Consider the following 19,828-nt stretch of genomic DNA (forward strand, 5'->3'; position numbering starts at 1 on the left):
GTCTGTGACTGACGGTTCTCGATTGCTTGTCGGCGACTCCTCTCTCGGGCGCGGGAATTGCCACTCGTTTTTGGTACCGGTTGCGTGGAAACATCATTCACGACAATAGTTACCTACACACTGAGCGTGAATATAACTATTTATACAAATATACGGTTGCGGAGTGATTGAAATATACTCGGACACAGTTGCTCTCTGTGATACTCTGCCTCTCGAGCAGATCAATATCCGTTATCTGTTGTTATATTCGCGCTGATCTAATAGTAATTATATAAAAACATGTTTAAACATATGGTGGAAATATAAAAACTAGTCTAGAAAAGGTTTATTTATTGGTGGCAAGCACTTGTATCTATGAGTTCACCGGCATCGAGTAATTGCCCCCGAACGACCAGCGACGATGACCGCGTCCCGCGGTATCGGTCGTTGGACCGCCGACGGACAGCACCACTACAGACAGTATGCGTACTGGATGAGAGGGGCAGACGAGATGGATGCAACCGAACGACGACGTACGTCGATAACCGATGATCGTCGCTGCGACGCTTACGGTACTTGGGTTGTTGATTGGGATTGGCATCGTACAGCGGCACGGCCTTCGGTTATCCGGAGTCCTCGTCGTTCCGTTGTTTGCAGTGTATGCACTGTACGACTTCATCGCGATCCCGGCGTTTATACTCGGCATCGTTGCCTCCTACTATGGTTTGACGATCCTCCAGCGCCGAACGTTCCTGTTCGGACGCCAGCTCCTGCTGGCCAGCATGGGGATCAGTATGACCGTTCCACTCGGTGTCTTCGGTGGACTCTCACTGGCCGGCGTTCCTGGACTCATGTTGTCAGAAGTCGCGTTCGTCGCGAGTATTCTGCCAGGAGTCGCCGCCTACAACTATCATCAACTCGAGTCGGATCGACGCCGTGACGACGTGTTGTTGAGCGTTGCGACACTGATTGGCTTGACTGGACTCGGTGTCGGGCTCGTTTCCCTCAGCCTGGCCCCATACCTTGGACAGCTCACACCACCAGTGTTGTACGGTGATGGTTCCGATATCGCCACGCTCCAGCAGGCAACGGTTGGCGGATCTGCGTTCACCCTCGATGCGTCGTTCTCGTTGATCCTCGGTGTCATCCTCATCGGGTTGTTCGTCTCCGAGGGCGTCTACTTCCGCTGGGGGATCAGACTCAACGGCATCATCGCGCTGCCGTTGCTGGCGCTGTTCTCGCTTCAGTCGGCTGCGGTGCTCCCGCTGTACGTCGCCGGGCTCGCAGTCGTCTACTGGTTGATCACCCAGATCCACCGTCGGACGCTCCTGTACGGACGGGTGTTGCTCGCGATCGGACTGGCAATCGCAGTCAGCGGTGCCATCCCGATTGCGATTGTCGCGCCAGTGACGACGGGACTGCACCTGTTCTTTACAGCGATTCTGATCGGCATCGGTGCGTACAACCTTCACCGGATGCCGCCGGAACATCGATGGACGTCGCTCGCACTCTCTGCGGGTGCGTTCGTCGGCTTCCTCGGTGGGTTGCGAGTGCTGATATCCCCGGCACAGGCCGGGCTACTCGCCGATCCAGGTCTTCTCGAGTTCGTCCTCGCGGCCGCTGCAGTCACTGCGGGCGCGATCACTGCGTTCCGACTCGAGCGGCTCCGGCCCAGCGCGGCCGAACGGAGACGCATTACCTCCCACAAACACACCTGACGCTTCGACCATGTCATATTCCAGCTTCACACCACCAGTGACGAAACCACTCACACAGATCGCAAAGCGACTCGCTGAACCGTTCAACCGCGGCGTTAGACACCGCCAGCGGTTGGAGGAGATCGACGTCCGTATCGTCGTCTCGGGGACCCGTGGGAAATCCGGGACGACCGAACGGCTGTATCACACCCTTCGGTCCCGCGGATACGATGCCTACGCGAAGATCACTGGTAATCACCCGCTGTCGCTGTACGACGGCGAGGAAAACGATATCAGTCGCGGTGAGCGTGTCACGCTCTACGAGAACGTCCGCGAACTCCGCAAGTACACACCTGCGGACGCGCTGATTCTCGAGAATCAGGGCATCACGGACTACACGACCCGGATGATGAACGAGGCGTTCGGCAAGCCGGACGTCCTCGTCGTCACGAACGTCCGCCAGGATCACCGCGATACCCTCGGTGGCAGCCGTGCCGACATCGCTCGGGCGTTCGCCCGGGCAACCCCCGAGGGGACCCACGTCGTCAGCGGTGAGCAGGATCCGCGCCTGCAGGCGTACCTCGAGCGCGAGCTCGAGACGGTTGGCGCGACGATCTCTCACGTTACTGTCCCGGACAAACACAGCGATCTGCCTGGTGCGGAGACGGTGTATGGCGTCAACGAGGTTCTCGACGCAATCGACGAGCCGCCGCTGTCGGAGCGTGCGATCGACGACATGCTCGATGAGTTCCGTATCGACTGGAAGGCACTCCCAGGAGGGAACGCGTTCAATGCCGCTGACGTCAACGACGTCGAAAGCACGGAACTCGTCAGGCAATCGCTCGTCGACGACGGCGAGCTGATCCAGCCGTTCGTCTACCTGCGTCGTGATCGCCGTGCCCGAACTGCCTCGTTTCGCGACTATCTCGAGGCGCTTGCCGATCAGGGCGCGATCGAGCAAGCACGCGTTGCAGGCGGCCACGCAGAACTGTTCGCTGAGAAGACTGACTTCCCGGTCATCGTCCACGATGATGATCGAGAAGACGCAGGCGACGTCCTCGATGACGCGATTGCCGACGGCTGGCCAGTTCTCGTCATGGGGAACACAGTCGCGGGGTTCATGCGTGATCTCGACGACGAAATTCAGCGACGAAACGAGGCAGTCACACAGCGCCACCGTTGCGGGGGAACGGACGACAGCAGCCAGATCGATTCGACGCACCTGTCTACCCAATCCACAGACAGCTCTGAACGACGCGACACGAACACAACAGAACGCCAACCAATTGCTCCAAACCAATGACAAACGAACCTACAGACAACGACACGAACGAGCAGCACCGCTCTATTACATCCCGACGGACGTTCCTCGGGGCAGCGCTTGCCTCGCCCGCATTGCTCGGGCTCGGCGTCGGCTCCTACGAGGCCGCCTCGAGCTACGCCAGCGACGAAACGTATGAGACCGGCCTGATTTCCGGACTCGCCGACAATCAGGACGACCTCGTGCTCGAGCCGACGGCGATTTCGGCCGATCCGCGACTGCTCGACGCACAGGGCATCTCGGTCGGCCAGCAGGTCCGGCTCACCCGAACGGACAACGAGTTTGCGGCGTACACGGTCACCGAAGATCGGCCGGAAGCGTCCGAAGAAACGCTTCGAATGCCCGACAGCGGGAAATCCAGGCTCGACCTCTCCGACGGTCGGCCGTTTCCGAGCGACCGGAACAGCTGTCCCGGACCGCAAACCGACCACTCGCTCGGCGACGAGTTCGAAGCAGCGATTTCGACGACCGTTCCGGCCCCCGACCGCTCGGCCAAAGAGGCACGTCGAGACGGTGAACTCGTCGAGCAACTCGACGAGCGTGACAGCTCGCTCGTCATGATCGCTCCCCACGGCGGGGGCATGCAGCCGTGGACCGACGAACAAGCGGCGTACACTGCCGAACTCACGTCAGCGACGAGTTGGCGAGCGCTCGGCTGGGGGCCGACCCCTGCAGGTGGCGCGTTCCAGCGCTGGTACGTCCCATCAACTGAAATCGATCCAGCATCGTACCCCGAACTCGGACGGATCGCCGACACCGACTTCGACGTCGCTGTCGACTTCGGTGGGGTCTGTGAGCGGGGTGTTCTCGTCGGCGGGAATGCCGACAAGTCGCTCCGGGAAGCAGTCCGTGACTCGATCAACGAGGCGATGCCGAGCCGTGTCCTCAAGGCGGAGCTATCCGACGATGGCACCGCCGACTCGATGCTGGTCAATCGCTTAGGCGACGACGGGATCTTCATCTCCCAGAGCTACACGACTCGTCGCGCCTATTACGAAGAAATCGCCTACGGTGTCGCTGCCGCACTCGAGGATGACCTCGATCCAGGTGCTCGAGAACGACCTGGTCAGGGAAAACGGCGGTCCCGTCCCGACGTCCCCGGACAGGATCGACGGCCATCCCGTCCTGACGCTCCCGGTAAGCAGTAGTCGCCCCTCGAGCGACGTACCCGACCACGTTGACTCCATTTTTTCGAACGAACCCGGAGCGATGGCCACAGACTCGTCCCGGGCAGCGCATCCTGCGGGAGCGGAGACCTGCCCGTAGAGCGAACGAAGACCGCACTATAGTAACAACTGCAACGATTTATACACTGATCGCACAGCCGTCGTGCGATCAGGTGTGCATTGACGTGCAGTGGCTACTATAGCTGATGGTGCTTCGTGAACGGTTCTGGCGGCGACAGCCACGGCAGCCGACACCGTTCGTCAATAGTACCACAATGCTCTTTACTCGTGATGGACGCTAGTCATTTATGAATCAGAACGTCGGCGAAACGGATCGACTCGTGCGCTTCGCCCTCGGCGCAGTCTGTGGCCTGATCTCATTGGCGATTTTGGGTGGCGTCATCTCCACGGCGATGGTGTACTCACTCATTCTCGGTGTGATCGCGCTCGTCTTGCTTGGGACCGCCGCCACCAGCATGTGCGGGCTGTACTCGGCGCTTGGTATCAACACGAACTAACGCGATAGCGTCTCTGGCGGTCGTCCGGTCGCCTGCCGACCACGGCACCGACGACCGCCTGCACGGACAGGCGAGCCACACGACGCCGGCCATCCGAAGGGCGTTTAGTCACGGCACACGGAGCATGGAGCGATGTCATTATGCGTGACGTTTCTGGGGACGGCTGGGGCGATTCCGACGACTGAGCGAAACCCGAGCAGTCTCTTCGTCGCTCGAGAGGGCGACCAACTGTTGTTCGATGCCGGTGAGGGAACCCAGCGCCAGATGATGCGCTTCGGGACTGGCTTTTCAATCTCACACCTGTTTGTCACGCATCTTCATGGCGACCACGTGCTCGGCATTCCGGGGCTCCTCCAGACGATGGCGTTCAACGACCGCGAGGAGCCGCTTTCGATCCACACGCCCCACGGCACGCGCCGCCAGATCAATAGCCTGGTCAACGCCCTCGGCAACCGCCCCTCGTTTCCAGTGCGAATCAACGAGGTCGGCGACGGCGACGTCGCCTCCCGGGCCGACGAGTACGAGGTCCGCGTCTTCGGGACCGACCACGACACCCGATCGGTTGGCTACGCACTCGTCGAAGACGACCGCAAGGGCCGATTCGACCGCGAACACGCCGAGGAACTCGGTGTCCCTGTCGGGCCGAAGTTCTCGAAACTCCACGCGGGCGAGTCGGTCGAACTCGAGGACGGGACCGTTGTCGACCCCGAACAGGTCGTTGGCGAGCCCCGGACCGGGCGCTCGCTCGTCTACACCGGTGATACGCGACCGACGACGGCGACGATCGAAGTCGCCGACGAACCCGACTTGCTGATCCACGACGCGACCTTCGCTGATGATCGCGCTGATCGCGCTGCGACGACAGCCCACTCCACGGCACGACAGGCGGCTGAGATTGCAAACAGAGCCGGCGTGGATCGGCTCGCTTTGATGCATCTTTCCTCGCGGTATGCGGGCCACACCGATGACCATCTCACACAGGCTCGAGCGGTCTTCGACGGCGAGGTGTTCGTCCCCGAGGACGGGCAGAAACTCGAGATTCCGTATCCAGACGACTGAACAGGCCCGGCAAACTGAACGAACTGGGCGCGTCGTGTTCGAAGCGAACCGGCGACTGTGCGGGTCAACTCTCCGACACACGCAGTTTCAGACCCAGGTATTTTCGCTTCCGGACACGACCCTGTGACAGTGCGCCACATTCAGGTCACAGTACCGATCGGCAAACGGGAGACTGTCCTCGAGTTGCTCGATGAGGAGGGAGTCGACTACGTCGTTACTGACGAAACCAGTAGCCGAGAGTACGACACAGTCGTCTACTTTCCGCTCCCGACGAACGCCGTCGAGCCGATTCTCGATTCGCTCCAGAATGTGGGCGTCGATCAGGAGTCCTATACCGTCGTCATGGACGCTGAGGCGGTTGTATCGACGAGGTTTGACGAGCTTCAAGAAGCGTATGCGACCGAGAGCGTCGAAGAAGAACAGATCTCCAGACAGGAACTGCTCACCCAGGCAAACGAACTGACGCCGACGTTCAGCGTGTTCTTTACGATGACGCTGATCAGCGCCGTCGTCGCAACCGTTGGGCTCCTGTTAGACTCGCCGGCTGTCGTCGTTGGCTCGATGGTGATCGCCCCGCTGATCGGGCCCGCCTTGAGCGCGTCCATCGGTACCGTCGTCAACGACCGAGAGGTGTTCTTTACGGGGATGCGTTATCAGTTCGCGGGCGTTGCTGGAGGCATTGTCGCTGCGGCGATCTTCGCATGGCTGTTCCAGACACTGTTTCTCGTACCACCCGGAGCCGAGATTACCGAAATCGACGAAGTTGCGGAGCGTATCGCGCCGGAGCTGCTCTTGTTGCCTGTGGCACTCGGGGCCGGCGCCGCAGGCATCCTCAGCCTCGCAACCGGCTTTTCGGTGGCGATCGTCGGTGTGATGATCGCTGCAGCGCTGGTTCCTCCGATGGCTGCCGCCGGGATCGCGCTCGCGTGGGGGCTCCCCGTTGCGGCGCTGGGTTCGACAGTACTCGTCCTGGTGAACCTCCTTGGGGTCAATCTCGCCGGACTCCTGACGCTCTGGTATATTGGCTATCGTCCGGAAAACTGGTTCGAGACGTCGATCGCACAACGCAAGCTACTCAAACAGATCGGCATCTTCGTCGTTGTCATCGCCGTTCTCTCGCTGTTTCTGGCTGGGATAACGTACACGTCCTATCAGGTTTCGGCGTTCGAAGAGACGGCGTCTCAGGAAGCGGAAGACGTGCTGGCCGAGCACGACGCGTTAACACTCCTCGAGCTCTCGGTCGAGGTCCACGAAGATGGAGCGCCGTTTGGGTCCTCGCTCGATGCAACCGAGCAGGTTGATGTCGTCATCATCGAGGTTGGCGGGCCGCCAGAGACGTACGATTCTGCCGTGATCGAGCAACTCGACGAGCGGATCAATCAGCATACGTCCGACGAGACGACGGTCCAGGTCAGGTTTGTCACGACTGGGTCGGGATGACCGTTCCATCAGTCTCTGGCGACGCGTTCGATGCTGGCCGAGCCACATCGTGGACACTGCTGAAACGGTGACTCATCGAAGCTCGTGCCACAACTCGGGCACGTCTCACGATCCGTCTCGATACCGCTCGTGCCACAGACCCCACACTGCTTTCGTGACGCCCTGAAGTGAGCCGTGCAGGAATCGCATCTGTATACCCCCGGCATAGTCGTCCGACATTCGGGGCGGTCAAATGTGTTGGGCTGTCAGCCGGCTCGGCGTTTAGCGTGCGCTCGCGGTCTCGTGGCCGACGCACGGACAGTTCCCCCGTCGTCGCGTTGCTTGCCGGCCACCCGACGCAGTTTCGCTGCGGTATCAAAAGTACCATACCACCCCACGACTCAGTAGACCGTATCAGGTGGTTTCCGTGACCGAAAAACGCGAATACAAAGACGACTATCCAAACAAGACGCTGTATATTCCGGGTCCGACCGAGGTACGCGAGGACGTTATCGAGGCGATGTGCGAGCCGATGTTCGGCCACCGCATGGACCAGATGACCGACCTCTATACGACTATCGTCGAGGACACGAAGGAGTTCCTCGGCACCGACAACGAGGTCGTCATCCTCACGGGCTCGGGAACGGAGTTCTGGGAGGCGTCGACGCTCAACCTCGTCGACGAGAACATCCTCGTCCCGACCTGTGGTAGCTTCAGCGAGCGCCACGCCAACGTCGCCGAGCGTCTGGGCAAGAACGTCGACCGCCTCGAGTACGAGTGGGGCCAGGCCATCAAGCCCGAGGACATCCGCGCGGAACTCGAGGACAGCGATACCGACTACGACGTGGTCGCGACCGTGATGAACGAGAGTTCGACGGGCGTCCGCAACCCCATCGAGGAGATCGGTGATGTCGTCGCTGAGTATCCGGACACCTACTTCGTCGTCGACGCCGTCTCTTCGCTTGGCGGCGACTACGTCGACATCGACGAACACAACATCGACGTCATCTTCGCCTCGAGCCAGAAGGCCTTCGCCATGCCGCCGGGGCTGGCGATCTGTGTCGTCAGCGACGACGCCTACGAGCGCGAACTCGAGAAAGGCTCCGCCTCGTGGTACGGCGGCTTCCAGCGCACGATCGACTACTACGAGCGCAAAGGGCAGACCCACTCGACGCCGGCGATTCCGATCATGCTCGCCTACCGCAAGCAGATGAAGTACATGCTCGAGGAGGGCCACGAGACACGAAGCGAGCGCCACCGCGAGATGGCCGAATACGTCCGCGAGTGGGCCGACGAACACTTCGCGATGTTCCCCGAGGAGGGCTACGAATCACAGACCGTGGCCTGTATCGAGAACACGCAGGGGATCGACGTCGCCGAGACCATCGAGACCGTCAACGAGGAGTACGACATGGCCTTTTCGAACGGCTACGGCTCCCAACTCGGCGAGAAAACGTTCCGTATCGGTCACATGGGCGAACACGACCTCGAGTCGATCAAAGAACTGACCGACGCCATCGAAGACGTCGCTGACCTCTGAGACGGGCTGTTGTACCGATGGCCCGGTCCACCGGGCCTGACGGACAGTCGTCCGTCTGCGTCGGCACTCGAGGACATGGACGTTCCCAGCGCACTTTGGAACTAATAATTGGCGAGGGAAGAAAACCATGACAGTGAACTCGGTTCCGGCCCAGTAGACACGTATGCTCGAGAAGAACGTCGGCGGTCTGGACCGCACGCTTCGATTCCTCGTCGGCGGGCTGTTGCTCGCCGTCGCAGCCCGAACCGGACGAAAGCGTCCTTTCAGCTTCGCCGCCCTGGTCGTGGGCGTCGGGTTGCTCGTGAGCGTCGTCACACGTCGTTGTACCGTCAACGCGCTGCTCGGAATCAACACCTGTCCGACCCACGAGTGATTCGTCGCGGATCGTCTGCCTCTTCGAGGTGTCCCGATACCCTCGTCGGTGGCGCTGGAGTCTAGCCGAAGCCCACCGGTGGCCCTCGAGGACTTACACACTGCTCGCTGCTACATCGCGAATATCGTAACAACTGAAACGATGGACACCTGACCGCACAGCCGTCGTGCGGTCAGGGTACATTGACGTTCAGTGGCTACTATCGGTGTGCAATCCCGAGGAGTCAGTCGCCCACTGATCACTCCTGAGCGGAGAAAAAGATCGACAATTGTGATTTAAGTAACATCAAATGAAACGTCTCTCGTGAAACACACTGCCGTTCTAACGATCTGCTGTTTGCTAGTACTCGCCACGGTGGGTCCGGTTGCGATGGGTCCCGTGGCCGCTGCCGATGATCGAGTAAGCCCCGAGACACATGCCGGTTCTGCCGGGGAACCGCTCGAGCCAGCGGATATCGATACGTTGATCGAAGCGGCGATGACCGAACACGACGTGGCTGGGGCAACGGTCGCGTACGTGGAGGGAGACGAACTCGTCTACGCCGAGGGCTATGGGTATGCCGACTACGAGACGGGCGACGCTGTCGATCCAAACGAAACCGCCTTTATGATCGGCTCAGTCTCGAAACTGCTGGTCTGGACCGCAGTGATGCAAGGCGTCGAAGATGGCACGCTCGACCTCGATGAGCCAGTCGGGACGTATCTCGATGCGTACGAGTTCGAGGGCGACGACGAGGTAACGCTTGCACACCTCGCAACGCACGCTGGAGGGTACGATGACCGCTTCAAAGGACTCTTCGTCCAAGATCACGGGGAAATCGACGACTGGGAAGGAAAACTCGAGTCGGAGATGCCGCCACAGATCTGGGAGCCCGGTGAGACGATCTCCTATTCGAACCATGGTACCGCCCTTGCCGGCCTCGTCGTTCAGGAAGCATACGGCGAACCGTTCGAGTCCCACATCGAGAACGAGATTTTCGATCCGTTGGGGATGGACAGCGCCACGTTCGTCCAACCCGTTCCCGAAGACCGAACGCTCTCGGAGGGCCACGTCCCGGTCGATGACGGGTTCGAGACGCGTGATCCAGCGATCCTTGGGATTCCGCCAGCCGGCTCGGTAAGCGCCACCGCACCCGACATGGGCACGTTTGCGCTCGCGAAACTCCAAGAGGGGGCAGTCGAACACGACGGAGAAGATGTCCAGCTCCTCGAGGCCGAATCAGTCGAGGAACTGTTCGAACAGCAGGCGACGAATCATCCGGGTGTCCACGGGGTGGGGTACGGGTACATGCTCAGCGAGTACCGTGGCGAGCAACTCGTCATGCACACCGGGGGAACCGAACACTTCCATACGGCGTTCGTCTTGTTCCCCGAACACGACGCCGGGCTCTTTGTGAGCTTCAATACGATGGCTCCTTTCGACGACGTTCTCGACGGATTCATTGACGAGCGGTTCGCACCGGCCGAGAGTTCGCTCGAACCGAATCCGACGACAGCTGATCGAGCAGACGAGTATGCTGGAGAGTATCGGATGACGACGTTCCAGACGACACACGAAAAATTCCTGGGGCTGGCCCAGGGGACAGTGACGGTCTCTGTGACCGACGACGGCGTTCTCGAACTAACGATGCCGACGGGTGCGGAGACGCGATGGGTCGAAGTCGAACCGGGCGTCTTCGAGCCCAAAACCGACGACGATGCGAGCGTCGGACAGACGAGCATGGCAATCGAAGACGGCTATCTCTACATGAACGCACCAGCAGCACCGTTCGAACGCCTCTCGTGGTATGAGACGGCCAATTTCCAGGTCGGGCTTGCCGGCGCAGTGATCCTCACGCTCCTCTCGACGATCGTGGTCTGGCCGATCAACGCCTATCGACACCGCGGCTGGGGTGCAATGGGCGGGTATCTGAACCGACCTCGACTCGCAATCCTAGGATGCGTTGGTCTTCTGGCGGCGTTCATCGGTGGCGTCGTACTGAACCCGCCGTTCGAGATGGCCTCCTGGGTCTACGGCTTCTCGCTTTGGCAACGGGTGACGTTTGGATTGCTCACCGTCCTGGCCGTCGGTACGGCAGTCGCGGCCACCGTGGTCGGCCTCGAGTGGCAACGGGTCTACGTTGCCCGCGACCTCGAGGCGGGGTCGACGAACCGGTACGGACTCATCTATCTGACCATTCTGGTGGCAGCACTCGCCATCTTGCTCTGGCAGGCGTGGTACTGGAATTTATTCTCAGCAGCGCTCTGAGCCCGCGTCGGATTTATACGCTACTCGCCCCTAGGGCCGCCTGTGAGTACGCGAACGAGTGCCCTCGATGCAGTCGTCTTCGGGGTCGATATCCAAAGCGGTGACGTGCGGGGCGATGCGCCGTCGTACGCGCTCGTAGTCTATGACGGCGACGATGTCACACGAGATGTCGTCACTCACCGCAAACTCCGGCGGCTGATCGACGACGAGGAGCCGGCGATCATCGCGACGGACAATATGTACGAGCTGGCGGCCGACAAGGACCAGCTAATTCACTTCCTCGGCTCGCTGCCTTCCGAGACGATGCTCGTGCAGGTAACGGGTGCCGAACAGCCCGAACCACTCTCTCGAGTCGCGAAACGCCACGGAATCCCCTACGGCAAACAGCCGATGCAGGAGGCCGAAGCCGCCGCCCGGCTGGCCGCCCACAACGTCGGCCACGAAGTCTCTGCGTTTACGGATACGACCGAGGTCAAGGTCTCGAGGGGCCGCTCGACCGGTAGCGGCGGCTGGAGCGAGGACCGTTACACGCGGCGCATCCACGGCTCGGTTCGGAAGCGGACACGAGAGGTCGAGTCCGAACTCGAGAACGAAAACCTCGAGTACGAGAGGGAGATCCGGGAAGCCTACGGCGGCTACGCAAACGCCGTCTTCACCGTCTCCGCCCGCCCCAGCGACATCCCCGTCTCGCGCAACCGGTCGGGTGACGTCCGCGTCGAGATCGAACGCGAGCGCCGCGATGGCATCGAGTTCCGTCCGCTCGCCAAACGCCGGGATCACGTCATCGTCGGCATCGATCCCGGCACGACGACCGCGGCCGCGATCGTCTCTCTCGAGGGTGAGGTGCTCGATGTCTGGAGTTCGCGGACCAGCGACACCGCCGACGTGATCGAGTGGATCGTCGAGCGGGGCCGTCCGATCATCGTTGCAGCGGACGTGACGCCGATCCCCGAGACGGTCGAGAAGTTCCGCCGGAGCTTCGATGCGGCGGGCTGGACGCCGACGAGCGATCTGCCGATCGACGAGAAACAACACCGCACGCGTCACGATCCCTACGATGACGACCACCAGCGCGACGCGATGGCTGCGGCGCTGTATGCCTTCGACGCCCACGAAGACCAGTTCGAACGTATCGCCACCAAACTCCCGCCGGGGCTCGACCGTGGCGAGGTAACCGCCCGTGTCGTCGCTGGCGAGGAAAGCGTCGAAGCCGTGCTCAGGGAGTTAGACGACGACGAAGAGCCAGAGTCGGAGTCGACTGAACACGAACCGCGTGAGCTGACGCCCGAAGAACGTCGAATCAAGGACCTCGAGCGACAGGTCGAGCGCCTCCAATCACACGTCGGGACCCTCGAGGGTCGCCTGGAGGACCGCGAGGATCGTATCGACGACCTTGAGACCGAACTCAGCGTCGCCCGACGTGAGGAGCGAACGAAGGTGCGAAAGGACCGGGAGGTCTCCCGACTCGAGCGAAAGGCCAACCGCTTAGAGCGCGAACGCGACGCGGCCCGTGAGGCGGTCGACGACCTCGAGCGGAAAGTCGACCGGATGAAAGCGCTCTGGAAACTCGATCACTCGAACTTCAGCGACGTCTCGGCCGAAAAAGAGGGGCTGGTGCCGGTTAAAGTCGCGGAGAAGTTTACGAAAGGCGCGATCCGGGAGGCCAACGAACAGTACGGCATCGCGGCTGGCGATATCGTCTTCCTGCGGGATGCAAGCGGGGCTGGCCGTTCGACGGCCGAACTGCTCGCTGACTTCGAGCCGCGAGTCGTCCTGAAACAGGGCGGGCTCTCAGAGATCGCCGACGAGATCCTCTTCGACGCCGACATTCCAGTCGGTCCCGCTGACGACGTTGCGATGCAGGAAGTCGACGAACTCGCTGTTGCCCGTGAGGACGATGTCGAGGCCGTCATCGACGACTGGCACGAACGTGCGGAAGAACGCAAACGAGACCGCAAGGCGGCGATGGTCGATCAACTCATCAGCGAGCATCGAGCGGGCGACAACCAGGCGTGAGCTGGGCTCGCGGGCCGGCTCGGAGTCTCTTCGGCGACCCCCTCGGCGACAGCATCTGTGGAACCGCTTCGATCTCGAGTTCGTCGCCGAACAGCGCGTGCCCGAAGCAGCCGATCGCGACGAGACCGAAGACGGCGACCGCGGCCTTGAGGGAACGAAGCGACAACATCTTTCGCTGTCTGTCAGAACATCCCGAAACTCTGGAGCATGCCCGAAACCAGCGCCTTGACGATGATGCCAAGGCCGGCGAGGACGAGTGCGATACCGGCGGCGATCACGAGGTTTTGATAGGCGATGAGTGCGATGCCGGCGAGAAGAATCAACAGGCCGGCGATACCCTGCGGACCGAGATTTTTCAGCATACGAAGGGCTGGCCAGCCAAGGGAAATAAACGGCCTGGTTTTTCGGCCTCGAGGCCGATGCTGCCCGATGGACTGTCAACTGAATCGATAAAGGGTTAAACCGATCGAATGTGAACTATGGGCCATGAGTGACGACGGTGAGGGCGGTCGGAAGAACCTCCGGATGCCTGAGGACGATGAGGTCTTTGCGACCGTCACTAACATGCTCGGGGCGAACCGTGTAAAAGTACGCTGTGCAGACGGACAAGAGCGCACTGCACGTATTCCTGGGAAGATGCAAAAGCGCATCTGGATTCGCGAAGACGACGTCGTTCTCGTTGAGCCGTGGGACTGGCAGGACGAGAAAGCAGACATCACCTGGCGCTACGAAAAAAGCGAAGCCGATCAGCTCCGACGCGAAGGCCATATTCAGTAACGACACACGGTTTTGCTATCGTTCGATGCCACTGACTCGAGTCAGTGGCGACACGGTATGGACTCGAGTGGAACGGTTTTGATAAAGAAAGAAGAGCCGAGCGACACCAGCGTCGGTGGTCGATCGGTTCGATAAGCCGCTATGAAAACGCTACCGGGTCGTTATTCGTCGTCGCCGTTTTCGTCGTCGCCGTTGTCGGCTGCCTCGACCTCGATCGAACCACGCATTGCGGTGGAGTGAGGCAGACAGACGTAGTCGACCATCTCCTCGCTGGCTTCGAACTCGAGGAACTGGTCGTCGGGTTCGGTGTCGTTTGTCTCGTCGGTTGCGAGGTCGTCGACGACCTGGTCGTCTGCGTCTCGGATCTCGATGTTGTGGGACTGACCGTCGCCTTCTTCCCAGCCGATCTCGTACTCTTCACCCTCTTCGAGGACGAGCGTTGGGTTCTGGACGCCGTCGATCTCCGACGGTTCTTCGCCTTCCCAGCCAGCCGTGTCGCCGTAAAGGACGATTCTCTCGCCCGGCTCCATCTCGAAGGTTTCCTCTTCCTCGTCACCATTCCCGTTGTCGTCGTCGTCGGAACAACCGGCGACGAGTGCGGTTGCCGCTGCCGCGCCCGTGAGCTTCAACGCTGTCCGCCGCGAAATTGGGTTGTCTCGTGCCATCACCGACAGATAAGGGTTGAGTACATAAAAATTGATACCCTCCACCGCGACGCTGTCATGCGTTTCCATACCATATCAATTACTGGTAGTTCTCACCGAGAAGCTAGTTGGAATCTACAAGACAGCGATCAGATCTCTCCGTGATCGTCGCTTGGATGCCGTCCACGACGGCCAATCGAGAGCCGGAGAAACGCTGGGACGGCAATCAGGGCGATCATGATTTCGAGGCTCCCGACGGTGAGAAACGCGAGATCGTAGCCGTAGCTGCCGGCGATGGTGCCGCCGACGAGAAAGCCACCAAGAAAGCCCAGGCTGCCGGCGATGTTGAAGCCGGCCATCGCAACGCCGCGTTCGTTTTTATCGGCGATGTCGGTGACGAGTGCCATCGTCGCTGGTGAGACGAGTGCCCCGAGAACGCCGACGGCGACCATCGCAACCGCAGCCGTGGTGACCGTCGGCGCAGCGCCGACGGCGAGAATGCCGAGGCCGTAACACACCGACCCGACGACGATCGGGATCGTTCGACCGATGCGGTCCGAAAGCGCGCCCATGGGATACTGTAGTAGGGCAAACGGGGCGAAAAAACACGCCAGCAACAGCCCTGTCGTGGCAGGCCCAAGCCCGAACGTCTCCTGGAAGTACAGTGTCCCAACGAGGGCGAAAAAGCCAGCCGTCATCCGGTCGACGAAGCCGAAGGCGTAGGGTATCGACAGCGTTGGCCGTCGCCGCACGCCCTCGAGGAGCGCTCGAGCGCTCCGGCGACTGTTCGGCGTGCGGTCGTCGACCTGCGAGACGAGCATGCCAACGCCGACGAGCAAGACGGCGGCACCGACCAGCGGCGCGAGCGGATCGAGTTCGGTGAGTTGGCCGCCGATGGGGGCGCCGAGGGCTGCTCCGAGCCCGATTGCGATCCCTGCAGCACCCATGTTTCGGCCGTGACCACCCTCTAAATCCATTAACATGGTCATCGTCAGCGAGAACGCGCCGACGGTCATCGCGCCCTGCACGACCCGCAAGAGGAGGACGCCCTCGAACGAAATCGACCCCACTGCGGGGACGACAGCGAGCATGGCGTAGCCGACGGCTCCAGCGAGTGCGCCGGCGACGATAAACGGCGTCCGCCGCCCTGTCACGTCGCTTGCGAGCCCCCAGACGCCGACGAAGGCGATGTAGGCGGCGAACTCGGCGACGAGAAACCACATGCTCGCATCGAGTGCCGTCGACGCAAACGGCGATGCCGTCGCGTCGGCCCCAAGCGTCTCCACGAGCGTTGCAACACCAGGATAGAGCAACAGCTGTGAGAACAACACCGCGAAAACGACGGCCGCGAGCACGACCCGATCACGGTCACTCGAGTGCACGACCGATACGTTGCCACCCGAGGACTATCAACCCGTCCGTCTCGAAAGCGCTGCTTGGGTCGATCTCTCCGATCTCTCGTCGCCACTGCCGTCATGCACACTGCACTGCACGACAGCTCGGCGAGGGGTGTGTCCACTTTTTAATTATGACGCCAATCGAATCTGGCCCGAATCGATATCCTTTCGCCTCTCGGTCCCCTGTTTCTGTCGATGGCACTCACGCGCAGACACGTCCTTACGGCAGGGGTGACGGCCGGGATCGGACTCCTCGCGGGCTGTACCGATGTCGCTCGAGACTCGCTTGCCGCGTCTCCGGCCACCATCTCTCCGGCGGCCCTCGCCGAAACCGGCTACGGCGAACACACGGTCGAGGAGCTGCGCATCGAGCGAACCATCGGCCGGTTCGGAATCGAGCGGACGATCTCGGTTCAAAACTGGAACGCCGAGTACGACCGCGCGCTCGCGCTTGACGCACTCGGCCTCGGACGTGTCCAGACCGCGGTCGTCTCCGTGCTCGCCACACCACAGATCTCCGTATTCGGCCGCACACTCAACCCCGTCGGCGAGTACTCGACGGACGAACTTGTCGCTCTGATCCAGGACCGCTACGACGAACTCGAGGACGTCCAGTACGTCGATGAGGAACCCGTCTCGGTGCTTGGCAGCGAGACGACGCTCGCTCGCTATCGCGGACGCGCCCGACTGGTTCCAGTCGAAACCACGATCGACGTCACCATTCGGGTGAGCGAAGCCGTCGCCAACGGTGACGACTTCGTGGTCTGTGTCGCGGTCTACCCACAGGCGGTGAACGCCGAATCCGAGTCGACCGCTGTTCGAACGCTGCTCGAGGGACTCGAGCATCAATAAGCTACTTGCTGCCCCTGTTCAGCCACGAGCGTCTCACGCCGGCGGCACACCCGTACGGACCCGAGCGGTATGTGAATGCGACCGAATCGACTACGGTTTTTGCCGTTACTGCGACGCATATGAGTCTGTAGAAGTATGCATACTAAACATGAGCGACGACGCGAGCGACGGGACGAACACAGGCTGTCCCGAGCGCGGTCTCGGGACACGAAGCGTCCACGCCGGACAGTCCCCCGACCCGGAGACGGGGGCGATGGCACCGCCGATCTACCAGACGACATCCTACGTCTTCGACGACGCCGACACCGCCGCTGAACGCTACGCCTTGGAGGACGACGGCTACATCTACTCTCGGATCGCCAACCCGACCGTCACGGTCCTCGAGGATCGACTCGCCTCGCTCGAGGGCGGGGCTGGTGCAGTTGCGACGGGCAGCGGCATGGCGGCTCTCGATTCTGCGGTTCTCATCCTCGCACAGGCGGGCGACAACGTCGTCTGTTCGACGGACACCTACGGCGGGACGACCGCCTACTTCTCGAAGACGGCAAGCCGCCGGAACATCGAGACACAGTTCGTCCCCACCCTCGAGTACGACGCCTACGAGGCGGCGATCGACGAAAACACCGCCTTCGTCCACGTCGAGACGATCGGCAACCCTTCGCTGGTCACCCCCGACTTCGAGCGCGTCGCCGAAATCGCCCACGACAACGGCGTCCCTCTCGTTGTCGACAACACCTTCGCGACCCCAGCGCTCTGTCGACCGCTCGAACACGGTGCGGACGTCGTCTGGGAGTCGACGACGAAATGGCTCCACGGCTCGGGCACGACGGTCGGCGGCGTCCTCGTCGACGGCGGCTCGTTCCCGTGGGGCGAACACGGCTACGACGAGATTGCTGGCCAGAACCACGCCTACCACGACGTCGACTTCTCGCGGGATTTCCCCGAGGCCCCCTTCGCCGCGACGGCTCGATTCCGGTCGCTGCGCAGTCTGGGTAACCAGCAGTCACCGTTCGACGCCTGGCAGACCCTCCAGGGCCTCGAGTCGCTTCCCCTCCGGGTTGAAAAACACTGCGAGAACGCCGCCATCGTCGCCGAGTATCTCGACGACCACGAGGATGTCGCCTGGGTTACCCACCCAGGCCTCGAGGACCATCCGACCCACGACAATGCCACGAACTATCTCAACGACTTCGGCGGCATGGTCGCGTTCGGCCTCGAGGCAGGGTACCAGGCGGGCAAGGTCTTCTGTGAGAGCGTCGAGATCGCCTCGTTCCTCGCGAACATCGGCGATGCGAAGACGCTCGTCATCCACCCCGCGAGTACGACCCACGGACAGTTGACACCTGACGAGCGCGAAGAAGCGGGCGTGACGGATGATCTGGTCCGGATGTCCGTCGGGATCGAAGACCCTGAAGACATCCTGGCCGACCTCGAGCAGGCGATCGAGACGGCGACACGAGCCGCGACCATCACGACGAGCGAGGACTGATATCCATGACAACCAGAGACACCGCAACCCTCGGCGAGTTCCAGTTCTGTTCCGGTGAGTCGATCCCCAATCTCGAGGTCGCCTACGAGACTTACGGTGAGTTCACCGGCGATAACGCGGTGTTGGTCTGTCACGCGCTGACCGGCAGCCCCCACGTCGCCCGTCGCCCCGACGCTGGCGGTGACACCGCCGGCCAAGCGCGGGCCTGGTGGGGCGACGTCGTCGGCCCCGGAAAAGCGATCGACACCACCGAGTATTACGTCGTCTGTGCGAACGCGCCGGGCTCGTGTTATGGCACGACGGGACCAGCAAGCGAAAACCCCGAAACCGGTGAGCCCTACGGCACCGACTTCCCGCCCGTCACCGTCGGCGACTGGACGCGCTCCCAGCGCCGGCTGCTCGATGAACTCGGCGTCGGCCGACTCCACGCCGTCATCGGCGGCAGCGTCGGCGGCATGAACGTCCTCGATTGGCTGCGACGCTTCCCCGACGACGTCGACCGGGCGGGCGCCGTCGCCACCGCCGCCCGACTCGACCCGCAGTGTCTCGCGCTCGATACGGTCGCTCGCCGGGCGATCACCAGCGACCCCAACTGGAACGGCGGTCACTACTACGACGGTCCCGAACCCGAAGACGGACTCGCTCGAGCGCGCCAGATCGGCCACATCATGTATCTCTCGAAGGCCTCGATGGGCCGGAAGTTCGGCCGCCGCTCCGCAGGCCGAGAGACGGTTCGAGAGAAGCCGCCGGACCCAGCGGCCGCCTTTTTCCCCTACCGGGAGGTCGAGTCCTACCTCGATTATCAGGCCGACAAGTTCACCGAACGCTTCGACGCGAACAGCTATCTCTACATGACCCGTGCGATGGACGACTTCGATCTCTCGGCGGGGTATGAGTCCGATGCTGACGCACTGGCTGCGTTCGAGGGCGAACTGCTGCTGATCTCGTTTACCGGCGACTGGCATTTCACCGTCGAGCAGTCAGAATCGCTGGCCGAAGCCTGCCGCAAGGCGGACGTCGACGTCGCCCACCACGTCGTCGAATCCGACCACGGCCACGACGCGTTTCTCGTCGAACCCGAAAAAGTCGGGCCGCCGCTGGACGAACTGCTCGAGGACGGCCTCGCCGGGCGGACGATTACTGATACGGCACCCGAACCCGACCTCGAGCCCGAGTCGTCGTTCGCCCCGGTCCACACCAGCCTCTTTTCTGAATAGCTTACCGACACGATCGGCTTTGTTATCGATACTGATAATGACGATTCATGCTTCTATCACACGATAATTCAGTGAAAAGTACAGCTCAACAGAATATATAGAAATATATAATATCTA

Annotated in this window: 18 protein-coding genes; 14 read left to right on the forward strand and 4 right to left on the reverse strand. The window is 61.5% G+C overall.

What is annotated here, in order from left to right; genetic code table 11:
- Positions 1–527: 527 nt before the first annotated feature.
- From ACERJA_RS14755 to ACERJA_RS14800, 10 genes are all read left to right on the forward strand, one after another.
- Positions 528–1,697: a poly-gamma-glutamate biosynthesis protein PgsC/CapC gene (locus ACERJA_RS14755; RefSeq protein ID WP_373609020.1), complete on the forward strand. Its 1,170-nt coding sequence runs from the start codon at positions 528–530 to the stop codon at positions 1,695–1,697.
- A gap of 37 nt (positions 1,698–1,734) precedes the next feature.
- On the forward strand, positions 1,735–2,979 hold the full coding sequence (locus ACERJA_RS14760; RefSeq protein WP_373609021.1) for a Mur ligase family protein: 1,245 nt from the start codon (positions 1,735–1,737) through the stop codon (positions 2,977–2,979).
- Positions 2,976–4,145, forward strand: a complete 1,170-nt coding sequence (locus ACERJA_RS14765) for a poly-gamma-glutamate hydrolase family protein (RefSeq protein ID WP_373609022.1) — start codon at positions 2,976–2,978, stop codon at positions 4,143–4,145. Before ACERJA_RS14760 ends, ACERJA_RS14765 begins: the two co-directional genes overlap by 4 nt.
- 326 nt (positions 4,146–4,471) lie before the next feature.
- Positions 4,472–4,681 carry a DUF2892 domain-containing protein gene (locus tag ACERJA_RS14770; protein ID WP_373609023.1) on the forward strand — a complete coding sequence of 70 codons (210 nt, stop codon included), beginning with the start codon at positions 4,472–4,474 and terminating at the stop codon, positions 4,679–4,681.
- 132 nt (positions 4,682–4,813) lie between these two features.
- A complete protein-coding gene (rnz, locus tag ACERJA_RS14775; RefSeq protein ID WP_373609024.1) occupies positions 4,814–5,740 on the forward strand; it encodes a ribonuclease Z in 927 nt (308 codons plus the stop codon).
- A gap of 129 nt (positions 5,741–5,869) precedes the next feature.
- Complete coding sequence (locus ACERJA_RS14780) at positions 5,870–7,180, forward strand: TIGR00341 family protein (RefSeq protein ID WP_373609064.1); 1,311 nt, start codon at positions 5,870–5,872, stop codon at positions 7,178–7,180.
- A gap of 406 nt (positions 7,181–7,586) precedes the next feature.
- On the forward strand, positions 7,587–8,699 hold the full coding sequence (locus tag ACERJA_RS14785) for an alanine--glyoxylate aminotransferase family protein (protein WP_373609025.1): 1,113 nt from the start codon (positions 7,587–7,589) through the stop codon (positions 8,697–8,699).
- 163 nt (positions 8,700–8,862) lie between these two features.
- Entirely contained in the window at positions 8,863–9,072 is a 210-nt protein-coding gene (locus tag ACERJA_RS14790; protein WP_373609026.1) for a DUF2892 domain-containing protein, read from the forward strand.
- Between the two features lie 369 nt (positions 9,073–9,441).
- A complete protein-coding gene (locus ACERJA_RS14795; RefSeq protein ID WP_373609027.1) occupies positions 9,442–11,319 on the forward strand; it encodes a serine hydrolase in 1,878 nt (625 codons plus the stop codon).
- 42 nt (positions 11,320–11,361) lie between these two features.
- Complete coding sequence (locus ACERJA_RS14800; protein ID WP_373609028.1) at positions 11,362–13,335, forward strand: DUF460 domain-containing protein; 1,974 nt, start codon at positions 11,362–11,364, stop codon at positions 13,333–13,335.
- Here ACERJA_RS14800 and ACERJA_RS14805 read toward each other — a convergent pair.
- Positions 13,301–13,504 (reverse strand): hypothetical protein, encoded by a 204-nt coding sequence (locus ACERJA_RS14805; protein WP_373609029.1) that lies wholly within the window; start codon positions 13,502–13,504, stop codon positions 13,301–13,303. The two genes, ACERJA_RS14800 and ACERJA_RS14805, sit on opposite strands and share 35 nt — an antisense overlap.
- Positions 13,505–13,517: 13 nt before the next feature.
- Positions 13,518–13,697, reverse strand: coding sequence for a hypothetical protein (locus ACERJA_RS14810; RefSeq protein WP_373609030.1), 180 nt, complete (start codon positions 13,695–13,697; stop codon positions 13,518–13,520).
- A 124-nt stretch (positions 13,698–13,821) separates the two neighbouring features.
- On the opposite strand from ACERJA_RS14810, the gene eif1A reads away from it, so the two are divergent.
- Entirely contained in the window at positions 13,822–14,112 is a 291-nt protein-coding gene (gene eif1A, locus ACERJA_RS14815) for a translation initiation factor eIF-1A (protein ID WP_006065309.1), read from the forward strand.
- Positions 14,113–14,273: 161 nt separating this feature from the next.
- Here the strand turns inward: eif1A and ACERJA_RS14820 are convergent, their stop codons facing one another.
- Both ACERJA_RS14820 and ACERJA_RS14825 read right to left on the reverse strand, forming a co-directional pair.
- Positions 14,274–14,777: a plastocyanin/azurin family copper-binding protein gene (locus ACERJA_RS14820; protein WP_373609031.1), complete on the reverse strand. Its 504-nt coding sequence runs from the start codon at positions 14,775–14,777 to the stop codon at positions 14,274–14,276.
- Between the two features lie 128 nt (positions 14,778–14,905).
- Positions 14,906–16,138, reverse strand: a complete 1,233-nt coding sequence (locus tag ACERJA_RS14825; protein ID WP_373609032.1) for an MFS transporter — start codon at positions 16,136–16,138, stop codon at positions 14,906–14,908.
- Between the two features lie 210 nt (positions 16,139–16,348).
- Between ACERJA_RS14825 and ACERJA_RS14830 the strand changes: the two genes are divergently transcribed.
- The 3 genes from ACERJA_RS14830 to metX all read left to right on the forward strand — a co-directional run bounded on the left by ACERJA_RS14830 (position 16,349) and on the right by metX (position 19,711).
- On the forward strand, positions 16,349–17,005 hold the full coding sequence (locus ACERJA_RS14830) for a DUF6517 family protein (RefSeq protein ID WP_373609033.1): 657 nt from the start codon (positions 16,349–16,351) through the stop codon (positions 17,003–17,005).
- 148 nt (positions 17,006–17,153) lie between these two features.
- Positions 17,154–18,494, forward strand: coding sequence for an O-acetylhomoserine aminocarboxypropyltransferase/cysteine synthase family protein (locus tag ACERJA_RS14835; RefSeq protein ID WP_373609034.1), 1,341 nt, complete (start codon positions 17,154–17,156; stop codon positions 18,492–18,494).
- A gap of 5 nt (positions 18,495–18,499) precedes the next feature.
- Positions 18,500–19,711 carry a homoserine O-acetyltransferase gene (gene metX / locus ACERJA_RS14840; protein WP_373609035.1) on the forward strand — a complete coding sequence of 404 codons (1,212 nt, stop codon included), beginning with the start codon at positions 18,500–18,502 and terminating at the stop codon, positions 19,709–19,711.
- The last annotated feature ends 117 nt before the right edge of the window (positions 19,712–19,828 follow it).

It is taken from the genome of Natronorubrum sp. A-ect3 (genome assembly GCF_041821125.1).
Classification (GTDB): Archaea; Halobacteriota; Halobacteria; order Halobacteriales; family Natrialbaceae; genus Natronorubrum; species Natronorubrum bangense.